This window comes from Arthrobacter mangrovi (assembly GCF_026011795.1).
Taxonomy (GTDB): Bacteria; Actinomycetota; Actinomycetes; order Actinomycetales; family Micrococcaceae; genus Crystallibacter; species Crystallibacter mangrovi.
The window spans coordinates 26404-41890 of sequence record NZ_BRVS01000032.1 but is presented as its reverse complement, the minus strand read 5'-3'; the positions used below and the strand labels follow the sequence as shown (position 1 = coordinate 41890).

The following is a 15487-nucleotide window of genomic DNA, read 5'->3' as shown; positions in this document are numbered from 1 at the left end:
CCGCCCCGGAACCGCCCGACTCAGGAGCCGGTCCGGAAGCAGCTTGGGGATCGGCGGAAACCGGCTCTGCCGCCCCGGAACCGCCCGACTCAGGAGCCGGTCCGGAAGCAGCTTCGGGATCAGTCGCGACCGGCTCCGCTGTATTGGAGGCAGAATGGGGAGGTTCGTCCGCGACCTGTGGGCCCGGGGTTTCGGTTTGTTCGCGGGGCGGAAAGGGAACGGGGAGTGCCGAGGAGTCAGCTCCCTTGAGAGCCTGAGGCGCAGCAGGGCCGGCATCCTCAGGCTCAGCCTGCGCCTTCTCCGGTGCGGGAGCAGCAGGAGTCTTCGGATCCGCGGGAGCGGGGGCAGAGGCGCTTGCGGCATCCTCGCCAGTGGCCGGTGCGGAAAACAGGAGCTCTGGAGTCACGACAACAGCGTCTACGGGAGGCGGTGCAAAGTGCACGAGACCAAGGCCTCTGCGTGCACGCTGACCGCGAAGACCCGGAGCCGGACCGGACCGTCCGTCCTCGCGCATCAGCCGGCCGTACTCCTCAGCGATCGCCTGATAGAGGCGATACTCAAGCAGGGACAGGCCAGCGTCGGACGGGAACGAAACGTCCCGCCACTCCGCTGAGCCTTCCTCCTTGAACTCCATGACCCCACGCTACAAGCCGCCACCGACAGTATTCGCAGCGCCCTTCGGGAAGCCGATAGCCGGCCGCCGTCCCGCACAAGGGCACCCCTAGACGGTTGATCGAGACAGGTTGGAAGGCAGGACAACGCACGACGGCGGTCGGCCGCCGTCGCGAACCCGCTTAGAGGTTGAAGTCGCCGAACCCGCCTTAGAGCTCGAAGTCGCCGAACCCGCCGTCCCGAACCCGCCTTAGAGCTCGAAGTCGCCGAACCCGCCGTCGGCGTCGCCGAAGAAACCTCCGAAGCCGCCCTGGTCGCCGAAGCCTTCGCCCGCAGATGCGATCCCATCGCCGACTCCCTCGGCGGCGCCGGCAATTCCCTCACCGATTCCGCTGAATCCCTCGAGCAGCGGTCCCGCGATGGCCGAGCCTACGAAACCGGCCGCGACACCGGCCAGGAGGCCCGCTCCCAGTCCGCCGGCCGCGCCGGCAGCACCCGCGGCGAGCCGGCCGCCGCCTTGCCCGCCGCGTCCGAGGATGCGCTCCATGAAGCCGGGGCGGGAGACCTCGGCGCGGGTCGCGGTGCGGGCCAGGACCTCGGGGCGGTCCGAGTTGGCGTGCTCCGAGGGTGGCAGCTGGCTGTTGAGCTCGTCTCGGAGCATCGCGCGCTGCTGCGGGGTCAGCCTACTGAAGGCCTCGGCGTGCGCGCGTTCCATGTCCTGCGGTGGCGCGGTGTGCAGCATGTACTTGTACTTCGCGATCGCCGCCTGGTCGGCGTCCTGGCCCTGGCCCTGCGGCGGGCGGCCGCCAGGCTGGTTCGGAGCGGAGGGATATTGGCGGCCGCCGTAACCCTGGTCCTGGCCGGAGCTGGATTGGCCGTACCCTTGGTTCTGGCCGTAGCCGTGCTGGCCGTACCCTTGGTTCTGGCCGTAGCCCTGTGTTCCGCCGGACGGGTGCTGCTGCCCGGTGCGCCGGGACAGCTGTTCCTTCGCGTACTGCATGGCCATGGTCTTGCCCTTGCGGACCAGCTTGTCGAACATTCCCACGTGCGGCTCCTTTGGTTGGTGTGGTCGGACCGTTGTGCGATCAGGCCCCGTCTACTTAACCTCCCGCGTCCGGCATGAGTTCCGCGGCCCGCACCGGCCCCCTGGAATCGGACGCGCTCCCACCGCGGGACGGCGGGGGAGGCTAGCCTGAATGCATGGCTTTTTCTGCGACGCACTCCACGACCCGCATCGTGCTGGCGGAACGGCCCGAGGGCACTCCGACCGCATCGACGTTCCGCACCGAGACAGCCGAGCTCCCGGCCCCGGCCGACGGCCAGCTGCTGGTGCGCAACCGCTACATCTCGCTGGATCCGTACATGCGGGGGCGGATGAGCGCAGCCAAGTCCTACGCCAAACCGACGCCGCTCGGCGAAGTCCTCCCCGCCGAGACCGTGGCCGAGGTGGTGGAGAGCGGGCACCCGGACTTTGCCGCCGGCCAGCTGGTGGCGACCTACGGCGGCTGGCAAAGCGCCGCCGTCGTGCCCGGGAAGATGGCCCGCCGCATTGCGGATAACGGCCTGCCGGAGTCCACCGCGCTGGGCGTCCTTGGCATGCCGGGCTTCACCGCCTACGCGGGCATGGCGGAGATCGGCAGGATCCAGGCGGGCGAGACGCTCGTGGTCGCGGCGGCCGCGGGGCCGGTCGGTTCGGCCGTCGGCCAGCTGGCCAAGGCGGCCGGGGCCCGGGCCGTGGGCGTCGCCGGCGGCGCCGAGAAGTGTGCCTACCTGGTGGATGAACTCGGTTTCGACGCGGCCGTGGACCACCGGTCCGCCGACTTCGCCGACCGGCTGAAGTCCGCCTGCCGTGACGGTATCGACGTGTACTGGGAGAACGTCGGCGGCAAGGTCCTCGAGGCGGTGCTGCCGCTGCTGAACCTGTACGGGCGGATGCCGGTCTGCGGGATGGTTGCGCAGTACAACGCCACCGGTGTCCCGGAGGTGCCGGACCGGCTGCCCGGTTTCATGCGCGCCGTCCTGAACCAGAGCCTGACCGTGCGCGGCTTCATCCAGACCGAGTTCCGCGCCAAGCACTGGGACGGTTTCCAGCAGGACATGGCCCGGCTGGTCGCCGAGGGGCGGATGAAGTACCGCGAGGATGTCGTCGAGGGCCTCGAGAATGCCCCGGAGGCGTTCATCGGGCTGCTCGAGGGGCGCAACTTCGGCAAGCTGCTGATCAAGGTCTGACGGGCGCGCCGCTCGTCAGTCCGGCGAGCTTGTCCGGGTTCCGCACGATGTAGACGCCGGTGACCAGCCCGTCGCGGACCTCGACGAGCGCGGCCAGGTCCAGCCGCGCTCCGCTGAAGACCAGCAGGCCGGGCAGGTTGTTGAGAGTGGAGAATTCCACCCGCATGTCCGGCAGGCTCTTTGATGCCACGCCGGCAAGGAACCGCGCCACCCGGTCCGCCCCGTACACGGGCCTGCGCGCCGTGGTGACTTTGCCGCCGCCGTCGGCCAGCAGCACCGCGCCCGGGGCGAGCAGGTCCATCAGGGACTGCAGGTCGCCGCCCAGCGTTGCCGCCATGAACCGGTCCGCGACCTGGCGCTGGCGGGCGGCATCGACGTCGAACCGCGGCTGCCGCTCCCGGACGTGCTCCTTGGCCCGGTGCGCCAACTGGCGGACCGCGGCCACGGACTTGCCGGTGGCGTCGGCGATGTCGGTGTAGGGGAAGTCGAAGACCTCGCGCAGCACGAAGACGGCGCGCTCATCCGGCGTGAGCGACTCGAGCACCACCAGCATCGCTACCGAGAGCGCCTCGCCCAGCACGGCGTCCTCGGCCACATCGGGCCCCGTGAGGATCGGCTCGGGCAGCCAGGGACCGATGTAGTCCTCGCGCCGCCGGCGGGCGGAACGGAGCGAGTTCAGCGCGGTCCGGGTCGCGACCTTGGCGAGGTATGCGCGCGGGTTGTGCACGCCGTCGTCCGCTACTTCCGCCCACTTCAGGTAGCTGTCCTGGACCACGTCCTCGGCATCCGTTGCCGTGCCGGTGATCTCGTAGGCGATGGCGAAGAGCAGCGGGCGGTGCTCTTCGAAGGCCTCGGCGGAGCCCATTCAGCGTGCCCCCGCCAGTTCCCGGTCCGCCGCCGGGCGGGGACCCTTGGGCCAGGCGTACGAGCCGCCGCGGGCCTCCTTGCGGATCCACGCCAGTGTCATCCGGCACACCTGTTCCTTCACCATGGCCCCCATTCTGCCGCGCAGCGCCAGCCGCCGCGGCCGGTCGTCCGCATGCACCAGCTGGATCAGCCCCGCCGAGCGGCCCAGGCTGATGCACCTCACGATAAACCCGCCGGAAAATGACCTGGGAGCGCGGTCCAGCATCCGGTCCGCGATGGCGTCCGCCGCGTGCGCACCGAGCGGCATGGCCGCGGCGCAGGACATGCGCAGGTGGGCGCCGGCCGAATCGGGAAGCCGGACCGCGTCCCCGGCACCGAAGATATCGGGATACCCGGGCACCGAGAGCGCCGCGTCCACCAGCAACCGGCCGTGTTCCTCGGTGGGCAGGCCGCTGTCCCGCGCCAGTTCCGGCACGGCGAAGCCGGCGGTCCATACGGTCAGGTCCGCGTGTGACGGGTTCGCCGGGGCGTTGTCCGCGGACGACGGCGGCAGGTGCGTTCCGTCGGGGCGTTCCGCCTCGGTGTGGTCCGCCAGCGCCACGCCTAGGTCCGCCAGTTTCCTCCTCAGCTCGCGCCGTCCGGCCGCGGACAGATCGGCCCCGATGGTGCCGCGCGATACCAGCCGGACCCGCAGCCGCGGATGCCGCTCCGCGATTTCCGCCGCGGCCTCGATACCGGTCAAGCCGCCGCCGACCACGTCCACTGCCGCGCCCGGCGCCAGGCCGGCCAGCCGGGTCCGCAGCAGCGCCGCCGATTCCTCGTCCGCCAGGCCGCCGGCACCCGCGGCAGAGGGGCTGGAACTGCCCGCCGCGTAAAGCAGCGAGTCGTACCCCAGGGGCTCCCGGCCATCCGTGAAGTGGACCAGCCGCGCCTGCGGATCGATCCGCGCGGCCCGCCCGACGACGACGGCGACGTCCGGGTGCAGCAGCGGCTCCAGCGGCACCGAGGCGGATTCCCTGGTCCCGGCGGCGACCTCGTGCAGCCGGATCCGTTCGACGAAGTCCGGCCGCGGATTGACCACCGTGACGCCGGCGCGCCCGGCCAGCTCCTTGTTTGCCGCGAGCCGGTTGGCCGCCAGCACTCCCGCATACCCGGCTCCGATGATGACTACCCGCTGTACAGCCACAGTAGACTCCCTTGTTCGCTTCACTTGTTCGCTTCACACCGACATACCCAAGACACCGGCCGCGCGGGTTTTGTGACATGATCGGCCGAATGGAGCCTTTGAGCAGCCGCGTCATCCTGCGTCCCACCGATCCAGGCAAGAGCCAGGTCTTCTACCGGGACACCCTCGGCCTGGCCGTCTACCGCGAGTTCGGCGACCCGAAGGACCCGGGACTGGTCTTCTTCCTGGGCAACGGGATGCTCGAAGTGTCCGGCCGGCGGGACGCCGAAGGACCGGGCCGGATGGAGCTGTGGATCCAGGTCCGGGACGTGCGCGCCGAGCACCGCCGGCTGGAGGAAGCGGGAGTGCAGATTCTCCGCGCGCCGCAGCAGGAGCCGTGGGGCCTGGTCGAAATGTGGATCGCCGATCCGGACGGCGTGCGCATCGTCCTCGTCGAGGTCCCCGCCGACCACCCGCTCCGCCGCGACCAGCGGGATCCCGCCGCGATGCAGGGCTAGATGCAGGGCTAGGGGGAATCGGGCCCCGGCCGGCGCGGGGGCAGGCGCCGTGGTGCCTGCCGCCTCGGCCTGCCCGCCGCGAAGAACGTCGTCTTGGCGATCAGCGCGAGCACGCCCAGGTCCAGCAACATCTGCACCGTCACGAAGGCCCGCGCCGTTTCGTTCACGGGGGTGATGTCGCCGAACCCCACCGTGGCGAAGGTGGAGGCCGTGAAGTAAAGCGCGTCCAGCCGTCCGAGCGGCTCGGTGAACGCGGCCGGATCGGTCGCGGCCAGCGAGAGGTAGAGCAGCGCGAACAGGCAGATAAAGAGCACCACGAGTTCGATGACGAATTCCGCCGCCCGCAGCCGCGGTGTGCCGGCCGAGAGGATCCTGAGCACGGCGAATGCCATCGCGGCGCCGAAAACCACGACGACGACGCCCAGCTGCAGCCACGGGCCGAGGTCGCCGCCCCTGCGGAAGTCGCCGATCGGCAGGATGAAGTATGCCGCCAGCACGATGACCAGGACGGCCATTGTGCGTCCCGCCGATGCGGCCGCGTGCCGGACCATCGATCGGTTCATGGCCGAATCATAGCCCTCCGGCTGCGCATGGGCATGATCAGCGGGGGATGATCCTGAACAGGAACCGCGTCCGCACCATGACCCACAGCAGCGCCAGGACGGCGGCGTAGGCCAGCGTGTTGAGCCAGATCCTGCCCTCGTTCAGCACCTGGATGTTGTCGATGACGAGCACCAGGAACACATGCATGATGAAGACGTAGAGCGTCGCCTGGCCGAGGGGAATGAGCAGCCAGCCCAGGGCCCGATTGAGCAGGGCCCAGTAGGCGCTGAGCAGGGCGTACCCGGCGATAACTACCACCAGGACGTTGAGCAGCCTGCCCGGGCCAAGGAAGGTCCGGTTGAAGAAGCGGTCATAGATGTCCTGGTAGAGCGCGTCCGGCAGTAGCGCGAGCCGGACGTCGAAGGCGTTGGCCAGGTAGGGGTTGCACCAGGAGAAGAGGGCGAACAGCGCGGCCAGCAGGACGCAGGCGCCGAGCACGATACGGTGCCGGGAGAACCAGGCGACGATCGCGCGGCGGTGGTAGCCGGTGACCATGCCGACGACGAACAGCAGTTGCCACACCAGCAAGGGGAAGGAGTCCTCGAACTGCGACGGCAACAGGCGGATCCTGGCGGTCGAGCCGAGCACGTAGAGTCCGGCGCTGAGCAGGAGTACCAGCCAGGCCTTCTTGCGGGCCAGGGCCGCGAGAATCAGCGGGCTGGCCAGCAGCAGGATCACGTACAGGCCCATGATGTTGAACTGCCACGGGCCGAACTGCAGGCTGAGGATCTGCGGGACCACGCTGCCGGGCACCGGATACTGGAGAATGCCGTCCATGCCGGCATAGAGGTCGTAGGTGCGCCCGGCGGCCGCGCGCCCCGCGGCACCGGTGCCCTGGTCCGAGAAGGTGGTGACGGCGTCGGACTCCACCGCCGGCAGCCAGCTCAGCGCGAAGACCGCGACCACCACGGCCAGCGCGGTCAGGTAAAGCTTTCCGGCGCGCCGCGCCGTGGCGTCCACGACGTCGCCCAGGCCCTCGGCGACGCGCGGGCCGTAGACCATACCGAGCACGGTGCCGGAGAGCAGCACGAACAGTTCGGCCCCGGATACCACGCCGATGGCTTCCTGGCTCAGCAGCTGGAAGAGGGAGACCAGGCCGAGGTGGTTGACGACGACGAAGACAATGGCCACCCCGCGCAGCAGGTCCACCCGCAGGTCGCGCCTCGTCTCCTCCGCGTAGGCCCAGGACCGTGCCGCGCCCCGGCGGGTCGGGAGGAACCACAGGATGGCCGCCGCGGCGAGCGTTGCGGCGACCGCGCCCCACGCCGGGATGCCGCTGAGGGCGGTTCCTTCGCCCGCGGTCCCGGTCGCGGCGGCCCGCTCGGTGACCGGTCCCGTGACCAAGGCCGAGTCGGCGAGGCCGGCCCGGAAGGCGGCCGCCTGCGTGCCGTCGAAGCTGACCCTCCAGTCGACGGTGGTCTCGCCCAGTGCCCGCTGCGTCGTCGTCTCCGTCCAGATGACGGCGCCGATCTCCCGGTGGTCCGTCGAAGCGGCTTGGAAAACCTGCTTCCACCAGGCGCTCTTGATCGCCGCAGCCCCCGCACCTCCGGCGCCCGGGCTGAAGAACGCGGCGGTGCGGACCATGACCGGCTTGCCGGCCTCTTCCGCATACCGTTCGTAGAAGTCCTCGGAATCCAGCAGTCCGGCGAAGGCGCCGGCCTGCGGAACGGTGTTGGCCGCCGGTCCGCCGCGCGTCTCGTCGTGGAAGGCCGAGAGCCCCACCCAGTCCACCGCGGCGTCGCCCGGATAATACGGGGCGTACGCGTCGTCCGCCTGGTTCCATTCGCCGTCGGAATTCGTATCCAGCAGGCTGAACTCGTCGCTGCCGGGCTGCGGTGCGTGCTTGCTCTTGCCGTACGGGTAGTCCTGCGCCGCGTAGGGGGACCAGACCATGACGGCACCCGGAAGACGCTCGTGGACGGCCTCGGACACCGCCCGGAACGCCGCCGTGTAGGCGGCAGGATGCTGGCCCCAGGCCATCCAGCTGGCGTTCATGTCCGGAGCGAACCGGACGAAGAGCTTCCCCTCGAACCCCTCGCTGAGCGATTGCAGGCCCTCCGCCAGCTTGGCAGCCTCGGCCGCGTCGATCTGCGCCAGGGGAACTGTGGGGTGGATCGAGAGCACGGCGTGCGATCCCTCCGCCGCGGCCTGGTGCAGGAAGCCCTCGAGGTAGCGCCGCTCCGCATCCTGGAGCGGCCACGGCATCTCGTGGTCGTAGACCGCCGCGGACGCTCCCAGCCGTTCGGCGTAGGCCTGCGCGCTGTCGGAACCCCAGTCCAGCTCGGCGCCGAAGAGCGGGGCGTCGCCGGGCTCGGCCGTCGTCCCGTCCTGTCCCGCCGTGGTGCCGGGGACGGCGGCTTTTGCCGCGGTGCTGACCGGCAGTATCGCGGCTCCGATTGCCGCAAGGGCGACGGCAAGCGCCGCAACGTAGAACCAGCGCCTGATCAGGACAAAAGGTGAAGTTCGAGGGGGATCCGCTGCCACGGCAATACCCTACAGCCGGGGATGGACTGCGGGAGGTGCCGGCCCTAAGAACCAGGACATAAACGAGAAGATAAGGCCCTGGTCCCGGAAGCGCGTTGGGGGGCCTTCCGGGGCCAGGGCCTTGAAAGTCCGGCCGGACACTTCGGCTGTTGGGGGGAACCGCAGTCAACGAACCGGACCAGGAAATTACTCTACATCATCAACGGTAAGCTTGCTTCCCGGAAGTGAAACTTTTCACTCTAGTTTTGCCCGTTCTTCACGTGGGGAACCGCGGTGACCCGGACGGCGGGGCGGCGTAGACTGCGCGCAGGGACCGGGGAATGACGACGCCGGGCGCCTCACTGCCGTCGGAGCGGCGGGGGTGGCTGCCCGGGGACAAGAGGCACGAGGTGATGTTCGAGGTTGCCGCCGAGGCGTACAACTCCTTCATGGGCAGGTATTCGGAGCCCTTGGCCGCGCGTTTCATTGATGCGGCCGGCGTGCGCCCGGGGCAGGAGGCCCTGGATGTCGGCTGCGGTCCCGGAGCCCTGACCGCGCTGTTGGCGGCCAGGCTGGGGCCCTCGGCGGTAAAGGCGCTCGACCCGTCGTCGTCCTTCGTCGACGCCCTCCGGGCGAGGCTGCCCGGCGTCGAGGTGACCGCCGGGGTCGCCGAGCAGCTGCCCTACCCGGACAATTCCTTCGACTGTGCCTTGGCCCAGCTGGTGGTGCATTTCATGAACGATCCGGTGGCCGGCCTCGCCGAGATGGCGCGGGTGACCCGGCCCGGGGGCGCCGTTGCCGCGTGCGTGTGGGACCACGCCGGAGGCAGCGGGCCGCTTTCCCTCTTCTGGCGGGTAGTCAGCGAGGTGGATCCGGCCGCTCCGGGCGAGGCAGGCCGGCCCGGTTCCCGTGAGGGCCACCTGGCCGAGCTGTTTGGCCAAGCGGGCCTGCAGGACATCGAGGAGAGCAAACTGACCGTCCGCGTCGGGTTCGCCGGCTTCTCCGAGTGGTGGGAGCCCTACACCCTCGGGGTTGGCCCCTCCGGCGCCTACTTGGGCGGGCTGGATGCGGCGAAGCGCGCGCAAATCCGGGACCGGTGCGCCCGGCTGATGCCGGAGGGTCCGTTCGAGGTCGACGCGTCGGCCTGGTGCGTCCGCGGGCGCGCTTGAAGAACGGCCAGGAAGGGCGGTCTCTTCCTGGCCTAACGCGGCCGCTCAGCGGGAGCCGCGCCCCGGAGGGCCTGCGGGAGCGAAGTACACCGACCCGAACATGAAGAGGCCGCGCTGGGGGAGCCGGAAGCCGCCGAGCCGTGCCTGCTCCTGGAGGGGCCCGAGGGGACCCAGGTCCACGCCCCGGAGCGTGGCAGAGCCGGCGTCGATGAACCAGACGCGGCGCGGGATCGCCTTGAAGCGCTGGCTGTTGGGTGAACTGCCGGTCAGCGCGATGCCGCCGGAGTCCAGGACGAGGCCGGCCACGGGGCCCATCCCCTTCAGCACGGCCGTGGTCCGCAGGAGCGGCGCGGGCATCAGGCCGGCGACGGCGGAGAGGATGCGGGTGGCGGGGGTAGCGGACAGGTGCAGGGTCCAGCTGAGGCCGACGGTGCCGCCGACCGCGAGCTTCAGCGACTGTTCGCCCGTCCACTGCAGTTCGATGTCCTCCATGGATGCCGCCGTGAGGGCGCTGCCGAAGTAGCGCGGGCAGGACATCCCCGGCGGCACCGTGGAGTACATGGTCCACGCGCCGGCCGGGGTGCGGACCCAGACGGAGGTGTAGCCGGGGCCGAGTGATGTGACGGGGAAACGCCGCATCGCCAGGAGGTAGCCGGAGGCAAAGGGCAGGCCCATGACGCCGTAGCCTCGGAATCGTTCCTGCCGCCCGGCAGGCACCGCGCCGTCGTGTTCGACGGCGGCGGCGAGCGTGCGCGGACTCTTCATGGGGCCATTGTCCGCCGTCCGGATCCAGGCGGCACCGGATCCGGACTGGAAAACCGGGCGGTTGGCGGAGCGCCGGCATGCGGTGCACGGGAAGTCAACGGCTGGGCACTCAGAGACAAGACGACGGCGGGGTTCGCGGGGGACAGTGGACATCGAACGCATCTAGCGCATCGACCGCCCGTAGCGGCCGACGACGAAGAAGACGAGGAAAGGGGACTCCATGCAGACCGAACAGGACACCCGGCTGGCCGCCTACGCCGAGCTGCTGGCGGCGATCGAACCGGCCGGGGGCGGCCGGGACATCAAGGACCCGGCGACGGGTGAGGTCGTCGGGCGCGCCCCCGAGCACTCAGCCCAGGACCTGGAAGCCGCGGTGGCGGCGGCCCGGGCAGCGCAGCCCGCGTGGGGCCGGCTGAGCCACGCCGAGCGCACCGAGTACCTCAACCGGGCGGCCGACGCCATCGAACATTCCGCCGAGGCGCTCGCCGAGCTGCTGTCCCGGGAACAGGGCAAGCCCCTGAACGGCCCGAACGCGCGCTTCGAGGTCGGGGCCTGCGCGGCCTGGCTGCGGGCCACCGCGTCCTTCGAGCTGGAGCCGGAGGTGCTGGTCGACGACGAGGGCGGCCGCGCCGAGCTGCACTACCGCCCGCTGGGCGTGGTCGGCGCAATCGGCCCGTGGAACTGGCCGATGATGATCTCCGTCTGGCAGCTCGCGCCGTCGCTGCGGATGGGCAACACCGTGGTGATGAAGCCCTCGGAGTACACGCCGCTGAGCGTGCTCGCGCTGGCGAAGGTGATCAACCAGGTGCTGCCGGCCGACGTACTGCACGTGGTTTCCGGCGGCCGCGACGTCGGCGAGGGGCTGGCCTCGCACCCGGACATCGACAAGGTCATGTTCACCGGCTCCACCGCGACGGGCAAGGCCATCATCCGCTCCTCGGCCGACACGGTGAAGCGGCTGACCCTCGAACTCGGCGGCAACGACGCCGGAATCGTGCTGCCGGACGCCGACCCGAAGGCGATTGCCGAGGGCCTGTTCTGGGGTGCGTTCATCAACACCGGCCAGACCTGCGCCGCGCTCAAGCGGCTCTACGTCCATGAGGACCTCTACGACCAGGTCTGCGAGGCGCTGGTGGACGTGGCCAAGCAGATGCCGATGGGCGTGGGCCTGGACGAGCAGAACGTGCTGGGCCCGCTGCAGAACAAGGCGCAGTACGACATCGTCGCGGACCTGGTCCAGGCCGCCAAGGACTCCGGCGCCCGCGTGCTGACCGGCGGCGATCCGGAGGCAGGCCAGCCGGGCTACTTCTACCCGACGACGCTGGTGGCGGACATCGACAATGACAACCCGCTGGTCGCCCGGGAGCAGTTCGGCCCGGCCCTGCCGATCGTCAAGTACTCCAGCCTGGATGAGGTCGTGGAGATGGCCAACGGCCTCGAGGTCGGCCTCGGCGCCTCGGTCTGGTCCTCCGATCCGGCCAAGGCCCGCGAAGTGGCGGCCCGCATCGAGGCCGGCACGGTGTGGATCAACAAGCACGGCGCCATCGACCCGCGGGTGCCGTTCGGCGGTGCCAAGGGCTCCGGCTACGGCCTGGAGTTCGGCGCCGAGGGCCTGAAGCACCTCGGCCAGCCGCAGGTCATCAGCTACTGACGCCCCTCCCCGGGAAAAGCGGGACAAACAGCAGGAAAAACAGGAAGGAGGACGACGGCGGGACGCGAGGTTCCGCCGTGGTCCTCCTTCCGCCTGTCAGCAGGGCAGCCGGGCGGGCAGCCTGGCCGGCGCGGTCGTGATCCGGCCCGTGGCTCCGCCATACGCCCGGCAGACTTTGATTCCCCTGGCCGCTAGCCCGTCCTTCATCCTGTCCAGGGCCTGAGGATTGAACCCGTTCCATTGCATGTGCATGATGATCGTGCTGCCCTTGCGGCCGTTGGCCACTACATAGTCCACTACCTCGGTCCGCGACTTGCCGAGGAAATCCCGTGGGTTGACGGTCCACAGCCAGGGCTGCATCTTCGCCCGCTGGTAGCCGCAGAGCACCGTCTTATTGATTCCCCCGAAGGGCGGCCGGCCGAAATTGGTTGCGACGCCCGGGGCGCGCAGTTCCGCGGCGACTCCGGCGCAGCTTAGCTTTCGCAGGTCGCGGTGGTGGATGCTGTGGTTGATGACGTACTGGCCATAGCTCCGAGCCAGCAGCACGATGTCCTCGTCCTCCTCTTCGCGGAAGCGCGTAATGCAGTCGCCGGTGGGTGCGAGGACCAGGCCCAGGTTTTCCTCCTCGGCATATTCCAGCACCGACTCGTAGGCGGACAGGCTACGCGGGCAGTCGTCGAAGGTCAGCACCGCGCGGTCCGTGTAGTTGGGCCCCCGATGGCTGTTGTATGCGGCGGCGGCGCTGGCCGGCGGCGATAGGGGATACCCGCCCATGAACAGGGCGAGGATGGCCAGCAGGGTCGCGGTGCGACGGCGGTTTTTCATGATGCGCCAGCTTCCACCGGCGGCGCCTGACGCCCCCTCGCGTCCCCCAGCGGCCCGCCGGATCAGCCAATTATGCGGCGGCTGCCTGCGCCGGTCAACGAATCCGGCGCGGAAATTCCGCGGCCGCCGGGCCGGAGGCTACGCGGAAGCGCGGCGCTTCGAGTAGAGCCGCTCGGGACGGCCGACCTCCCCGTACCGCAGCTGCACTTCGGCCCGGCCCTCCTCGCAGAGATACTCCAGGTAGCGCCGCGCGCTGACCCGGGAGATGCCCGCCCGCGCCGCCGCCTCCGTGGCGGAGAGCGCGGAGTCGGCCTCCTGCAGCCGCTGCTGGACGAGGCTGAGGGTTTCCGCGCTGAAGCCCTTGGGCAGCGGCCGTTCGCCGTGGCCCACGCCGAAGACCCGGTTGACGTCCTCCTGTTCGGCCGTGCCGGCGGAGGACAGCGGCCGGTACGCCTGCCGGTAGTGCTCCAGCCGCTCGCGCAGGTCCTGGCTGGAGAACGGTTTCATCAGGTAGTGCACGATGCCGCCGCGCAGGGCCCGGCGGACGGTGTCCATCTCGCGCGCGGCGCTGATGACCAGGACGTCAAGTTCCGGGTCGATCCGGCGCAGCTGCTGCAGCAGGTCCAGTCCGTTGATGTCCGGCAGATGGATGTCCAGCAGCACCAGGTCCGGCTGCAGCGCACGGACCGCCTCGAGGGCCTGGGCCCCTGTGTGGGCTACCCCGGCGACGCTGAAACCGGCGGCCTGCTTAACGAATCCAGCGTGGACTTTGGCGACCATGAAGTCGTCATCGACTATCAGGACTGTGATCATGCGGGCTGGCTCTGCTTTCCCAGAACGGCGGTGAATTCGGCGCCGGGGGCGTTGCGTACGCCCACGCCTCCGCCGCGCCTTGAACATACTAGCCGGGTGAGGGCCAGGCCAAAGCCGCGGCCGCCGCCGTCGTCGGAATCCTTGGTGCTGTAGCCCTGCCGGAAGATGTCCTCCACGCTGTCCGCCGCGACGCCCGGCCCGGAGTCCCGGACGGTGACCGTGACCCGGTGCGCTTCGTCCCGCAGGTGGACGTGGACCGAGGCGTCCGGCCGGCCGCTGACGGCGTCGATCGCGTTGTCCACCAGGTTGCCGACGACGGTGGTCAGGTCCCGCGAGAGGGTCTCGTCCACGCGGCCCAGGGCGGAGCCGTCGTCCAGTTCCAGGGCGACCACGCGCTCCGCCGCGGAGCTGGCCTTGGCGATCAGCAGGGCGGCGACCGCCGGGTCTTCGATGCGGGAGGTGACGTCGTCGTAGAGGCGCGTCCGGCTCAGGCTGACGCCGTCGACGAAGCGGGTGACCTCGTCATATTCGCCGAGCTGGATCAGCCCGGAGATGGTGTGCAGCTGGTTGGCGAACTCGTGGGTCTGGGCGCGCAGCGTGTCCGTGGTGGTGCGGGTGGCGCCCAGTTCCTTTTCCAGCGAGGACAGCTCGGTGCGGTCGCGCAGGGTGGTGACGGAGCCGATCAGCTTGCCGCGCGAGCGCAGCGGCATCCGGTTGCAGACGACCACGCGCTCGCCGACCAGCACCAGCCTGTCCGGGCCGGTCTGGTCCGCGGTGAGGACGTCGCGCAGGCGGGAGGGGACGGCCAGCTCGTCGAGGGTCTTCCCGGCGCAGTCGTGGGGCAGTTCGAGCAGCTGGCGGGCGCTGTCGTTGGCCAGCGTGATGCGGGCATGGCGGTCCAGGGCGAGGACGCCCTCCTTCACGTCGTGCAGGATGGCCTCGCGGTGCTCAACGAGGCCGGCAATCTCCTCGGGCTCGAGGCCGAGGGTCTGCCGCTTGACGCGGCGGGCGAGCAGCAGGGAGCCGGCGGCGCCAAGGGCGACGGAGACGCCGAGGTAGGTCAGCAGATTGGGCAGGGCGTCGCCGAGCCGTTCCCAGACCGAGGGGTAGTTCCGGCCGACGGCGGCGATCCCGACCATCCGTCCGCCGTCGTCGAGCACGGGGACGTGGGCCACCAGGGTCCGGTGACCGGAAAGCTCCACAGGCCCGGTCCAGGCGCGGCCGGAGAGGACGAGGCTTTCTCCCAGCGGCAGCCGGCTGCCGAGCTGGTCCGGATCGGAGGAAGTGATGACGGTGCGGTCCGGATGCGCCAGGAACACGCTGCTGGAGCCGGACATCGTGCGGACGGACTCGGCGACGGCCGGCAGCGCCGCTCCGAGCCGGGGCTGCGCGACCGGAAGCAGGGCCCTGACGGCGGGCATGGCTGCCAGGGACTCGGCCGCGGACAGGGCACGCCGGCCCTCGACCCGTTCGAAGGTCTGGGCGGACTGCGCCAGGGACAGGGCGACGACGCCGGCCAGCACCGCGGCGACGATCAGCAGCTGCAGGACCAGGTACTGCCCGGCCAGCGTCAGGCCGCGGCGCCGCCGCTTCGCCCGGCCGCCGGAATGCTGGTCCACTTCCGATCCCTCCAACCCAGGCCTGGGCCTGCCGCTGTTTCCCTCAGTTACCGCGTGAACTATATCCTCAGGGCGGCACGGAAGCGGCATGTGAGCGTGAACACAATGAACTCAATTTTCTTTGAGACCGCAAATGTGCCGCGGCTCACACGCCGTTTTACGGTGGGTGGGCTCGATCACTTTTTCAG

At 70.2% G+C, this 15487-nt stretch carries 13 protein-coding genes; 4 read left to right on the top strand and 9 right to left on the bottom strand.

The window, feature by feature from the left end; all coding sequences use genetic code 11:
* Window positions 1–862: 862 nt before the first annotated feature.
* Complete coding sequence (locus AHIS1636_RS19390) at window positions 863–1651, bottom strand: polyadenylate binding domain-containing protein (protein ID WP_264797505.1); 789 nt, start codon at window positions 1649–1651, stop codon at window positions 863–865.
* A 161-nt stretch (window positions 1652–1812) separates the two neighbouring features.
* Between AHIS1636_RS19390 and curA the strand changes: the two genes are divergently transcribed.
* The gene (curA, locus tag AHIS1636_RS19385; protein ID WP_264797501.1) at window positions 1813–2841 is read left to right on the top strand and encodes an NADPH-dependent curcumin/dihydrocurcumin reductase; all 1029 of its coding nucleotides are present in this window, start codon (window positions 1813–1815) and stop codon (window positions 2839–2841) included.
* On the opposite strand, the gene AHIS1636_RS19380 is transcribed toward curA, so the two are convergent.
* Both AHIS1636_RS19380 and AHIS1636_RS19375 read right to left on the bottom strand, forming a co-directional pair.
* Entirely contained in the window at window positions 2831–3706 is an 876-nt protein-coding gene (locus AHIS1636_RS19380; protein WP_264797500.1) for an RNA polymerase sigma-70 factor, read from the bottom strand. The genes curA and AHIS1636_RS19380 overlap by 11 nt on opposite strands.
* Window positions 3707–4894: an NAD(P)/FAD-dependent oxidoreductase gene (locus AHIS1636_RS19375; protein ID WP_264797499.1), complete on the bottom strand. Its 1188-nt coding sequence runs from the start codon at window positions 4892–4894 to the stop codon at window positions 3707–3709. It abuts the gene before it with no gap.
* Window positions 4895–4983: 89 nt separating this feature from the next.
* Between AHIS1636_RS19375 and AHIS1636_RS19370 the strand changes: the two genes are divergently transcribed.
* A complete protein-coding gene (locus AHIS1636_RS19370) occupies window positions 4984–5391 on the top strand; it encodes a VOC family protein (RefSeq protein WP_264797498.1) in 408 nt (135 codons plus the stop codon).
* A gap of 8 nt (window positions 5392–5399) precedes the next feature.
* Here AHIS1636_RS19370 and AHIS1636_RS19365 read toward each other — a convergent pair whose 3' ends face one another.
* Together AHIS1636_RS19365 and opgC are read right to left on the bottom strand one after the other, a co-directional pair.
* Entirely contained in the window at window positions 5400–5954 is a 555-nt protein-coding gene (locus tag AHIS1636_RS19365) for a potassium channel family protein (protein ID WP_264797497.1), read from the bottom strand.
* A 37-nt stretch (window positions 5955–5991) separates the two neighbouring features.
* Complete coding sequence (gene opgC / locus AHIS1636_RS19360; protein WP_264797496.1) at window positions 5992–8478, bottom strand: OpgC domain-containing protein; 2487 nt, start codon at window positions 8476–8478, stop codon at window positions 5992–5994.
* A 320-nt stretch (window positions 8479–8798) separates the two neighbouring features.
* On the opposite strand from opgC, the gene AHIS1636_RS19355 reads away from it, so the two are divergent.
* Window positions 8799–9626, top strand: a complete 828-nt coding sequence (locus tag AHIS1636_RS19355; RefSeq protein ID WP_309298642.1) for a class I SAM-dependent methyltransferase — start codon at window positions 8799–8801, stop codon at window positions 9624–9626.
* A gap of 45 nt (window positions 9627–9671) precedes the next feature.
* Here the strand turns inward: AHIS1636_RS19355 and AHIS1636_RS19350 are convergent, their stop codons facing one another.
* Window positions 9672–10391: a hypothetical protein gene (locus tag AHIS1636_RS19350; protein WP_264797495.1), complete on the bottom strand. Its 720-nt coding sequence runs from the start codon at window positions 10389–10391 to the stop codon at window positions 9672–9674.
* A 220-nt stretch (window positions 10392–10611) separates the two neighbouring features.
* On the opposite strand from AHIS1636_RS19350, the gene AHIS1636_RS19345 reads away from it, so the two are divergent.
* The gene (locus AHIS1636_RS19345) at window positions 10612–12042 is read left to right on the top strand and encodes an aldehyde dehydrogenase family protein (protein WP_264797494.1); all 1431 of its coding nucleotides are present in this window, start codon (window positions 10612–10614) and stop codon (window positions 12040–12042) included.
* Between the two features lie 96 nt (window positions 12043–12138).
* Here AHIS1636_RS19345 and AHIS1636_RS19340 read toward each other — a convergent pair whose 3' ends face one another.
* The 3 genes from AHIS1636_RS19340 to AHIS1636_RS19330 form a co-directional block, all read right to left on the bottom strand.
* Complete coding sequence (locus AHIS1636_RS19340; RefSeq protein ID WP_264797493.1) at window positions 12139–12867, bottom strand: polysaccharide deacetylase family protein; 729 nt, start codon at window positions 12865–12867, stop codon at window positions 12139–12141.
* 138 nt (window positions 12868–13005) lie between these two features.
* The gene (locus AHIS1636_RS19335; protein ID WP_264797492.1) at window positions 13006–13680 is read right to left on the bottom strand and encodes a response regulator; all 675 of its coding nucleotides are present in this window, start codon (window positions 13678–13680) and stop codon (window positions 13006–13008) included.
* Complete coding sequence (locus AHIS1636_RS19330; protein WP_264797502.1) at window positions 13677–15254, bottom strand: sensor histidine kinase; 1578 nt, start codon at window positions 15252–15254, stop codon at window positions 13677–13679. The genes AHIS1636_RS19335 and AHIS1636_RS19330 overlap by 4 nt, the downstream gene beginning before the upstream one ends.
* Window positions 15255–15487 lie beyond the last annotated feature (233 nt).

What these genes read in the sequence shown, in the direction of transcription:
- AHIS1636_RS19380 (WP_264797500.1), bottom strand. Translation starts at nt 3,706, where the DNA reads ATGGGCTCCGCCGAGGCCTTCGAAGAGCACCGCCCGCTGCTCTTCGCC.
- AHIS1636_RS19355 (WP_309298642.1), top strand. Translation starts at nt 8,799, where the DNA reads ATGACGACGCCGGGCGCCTCACTGCCGTCGGAGCGGCGGGGGTGGCTG.
- AHIS1636_RS19390 (WP_264797505.1), bottom strand. Translation starts at nt 1,651, where the DNA reads ATGTTCGACAAGCTGGTCCGCAAGGGCAAGACCATGGCCATGCAGTAC.
- AHIS1636_RS19340 (WP_264797493.1), bottom strand. Translation starts at nt 12,867, where the DNA reads ATGAAAAACCGCCGTCGCACCGCGACCCTGCTGGCCATCCTCGCCCTG.
- AHIS1636_RS19350 (WP_264797495.1), bottom strand. Translation starts at nt 10,391, where the DNA reads ATGAAGAGTCCGCGCACGCTCGCCGCCGCCGTCGAACACGACGGCGCG.
- AHIS1636_RS19365 (WP_264797497.1), bottom strand. Translation starts at nt 5,954, where the DNA reads ATGAACCGATCGATGGTCCGGCACGCGGCCGCATCGGCGGGACGCACA.
- curA (WP_264797501.1), top strand. Translation starts at nt 1,813, where the DNA reads ATGGCTTTTTCTGCGACGCACTCCACGACCCGCATCGTGCTGGCGGAA.
- AHIS1636_RS19335 (WP_264797492.1), bottom strand. Translation starts at nt 13,680, where the DNA reads ATGATCACAGTCCTGATAGTCGATGACGACTTCATGGTCGCCAAAGTC.
- AHIS1636_RS19345 (WP_264797494.1), top strand. Translation starts at nt 10,612, where the DNA reads ATGCAGACCGAACAGGACACCCGGCTGGCCGCCTACGCCGAGCTGCTG.
- AHIS1636_RS19370 (WP_264797498.1), top strand. Translation starts at nt 4,984, where the DNA reads ATGGAGCCTTTGAGCAGCCGCGTCATCCTGCGTCCCACCGATCCAGGC.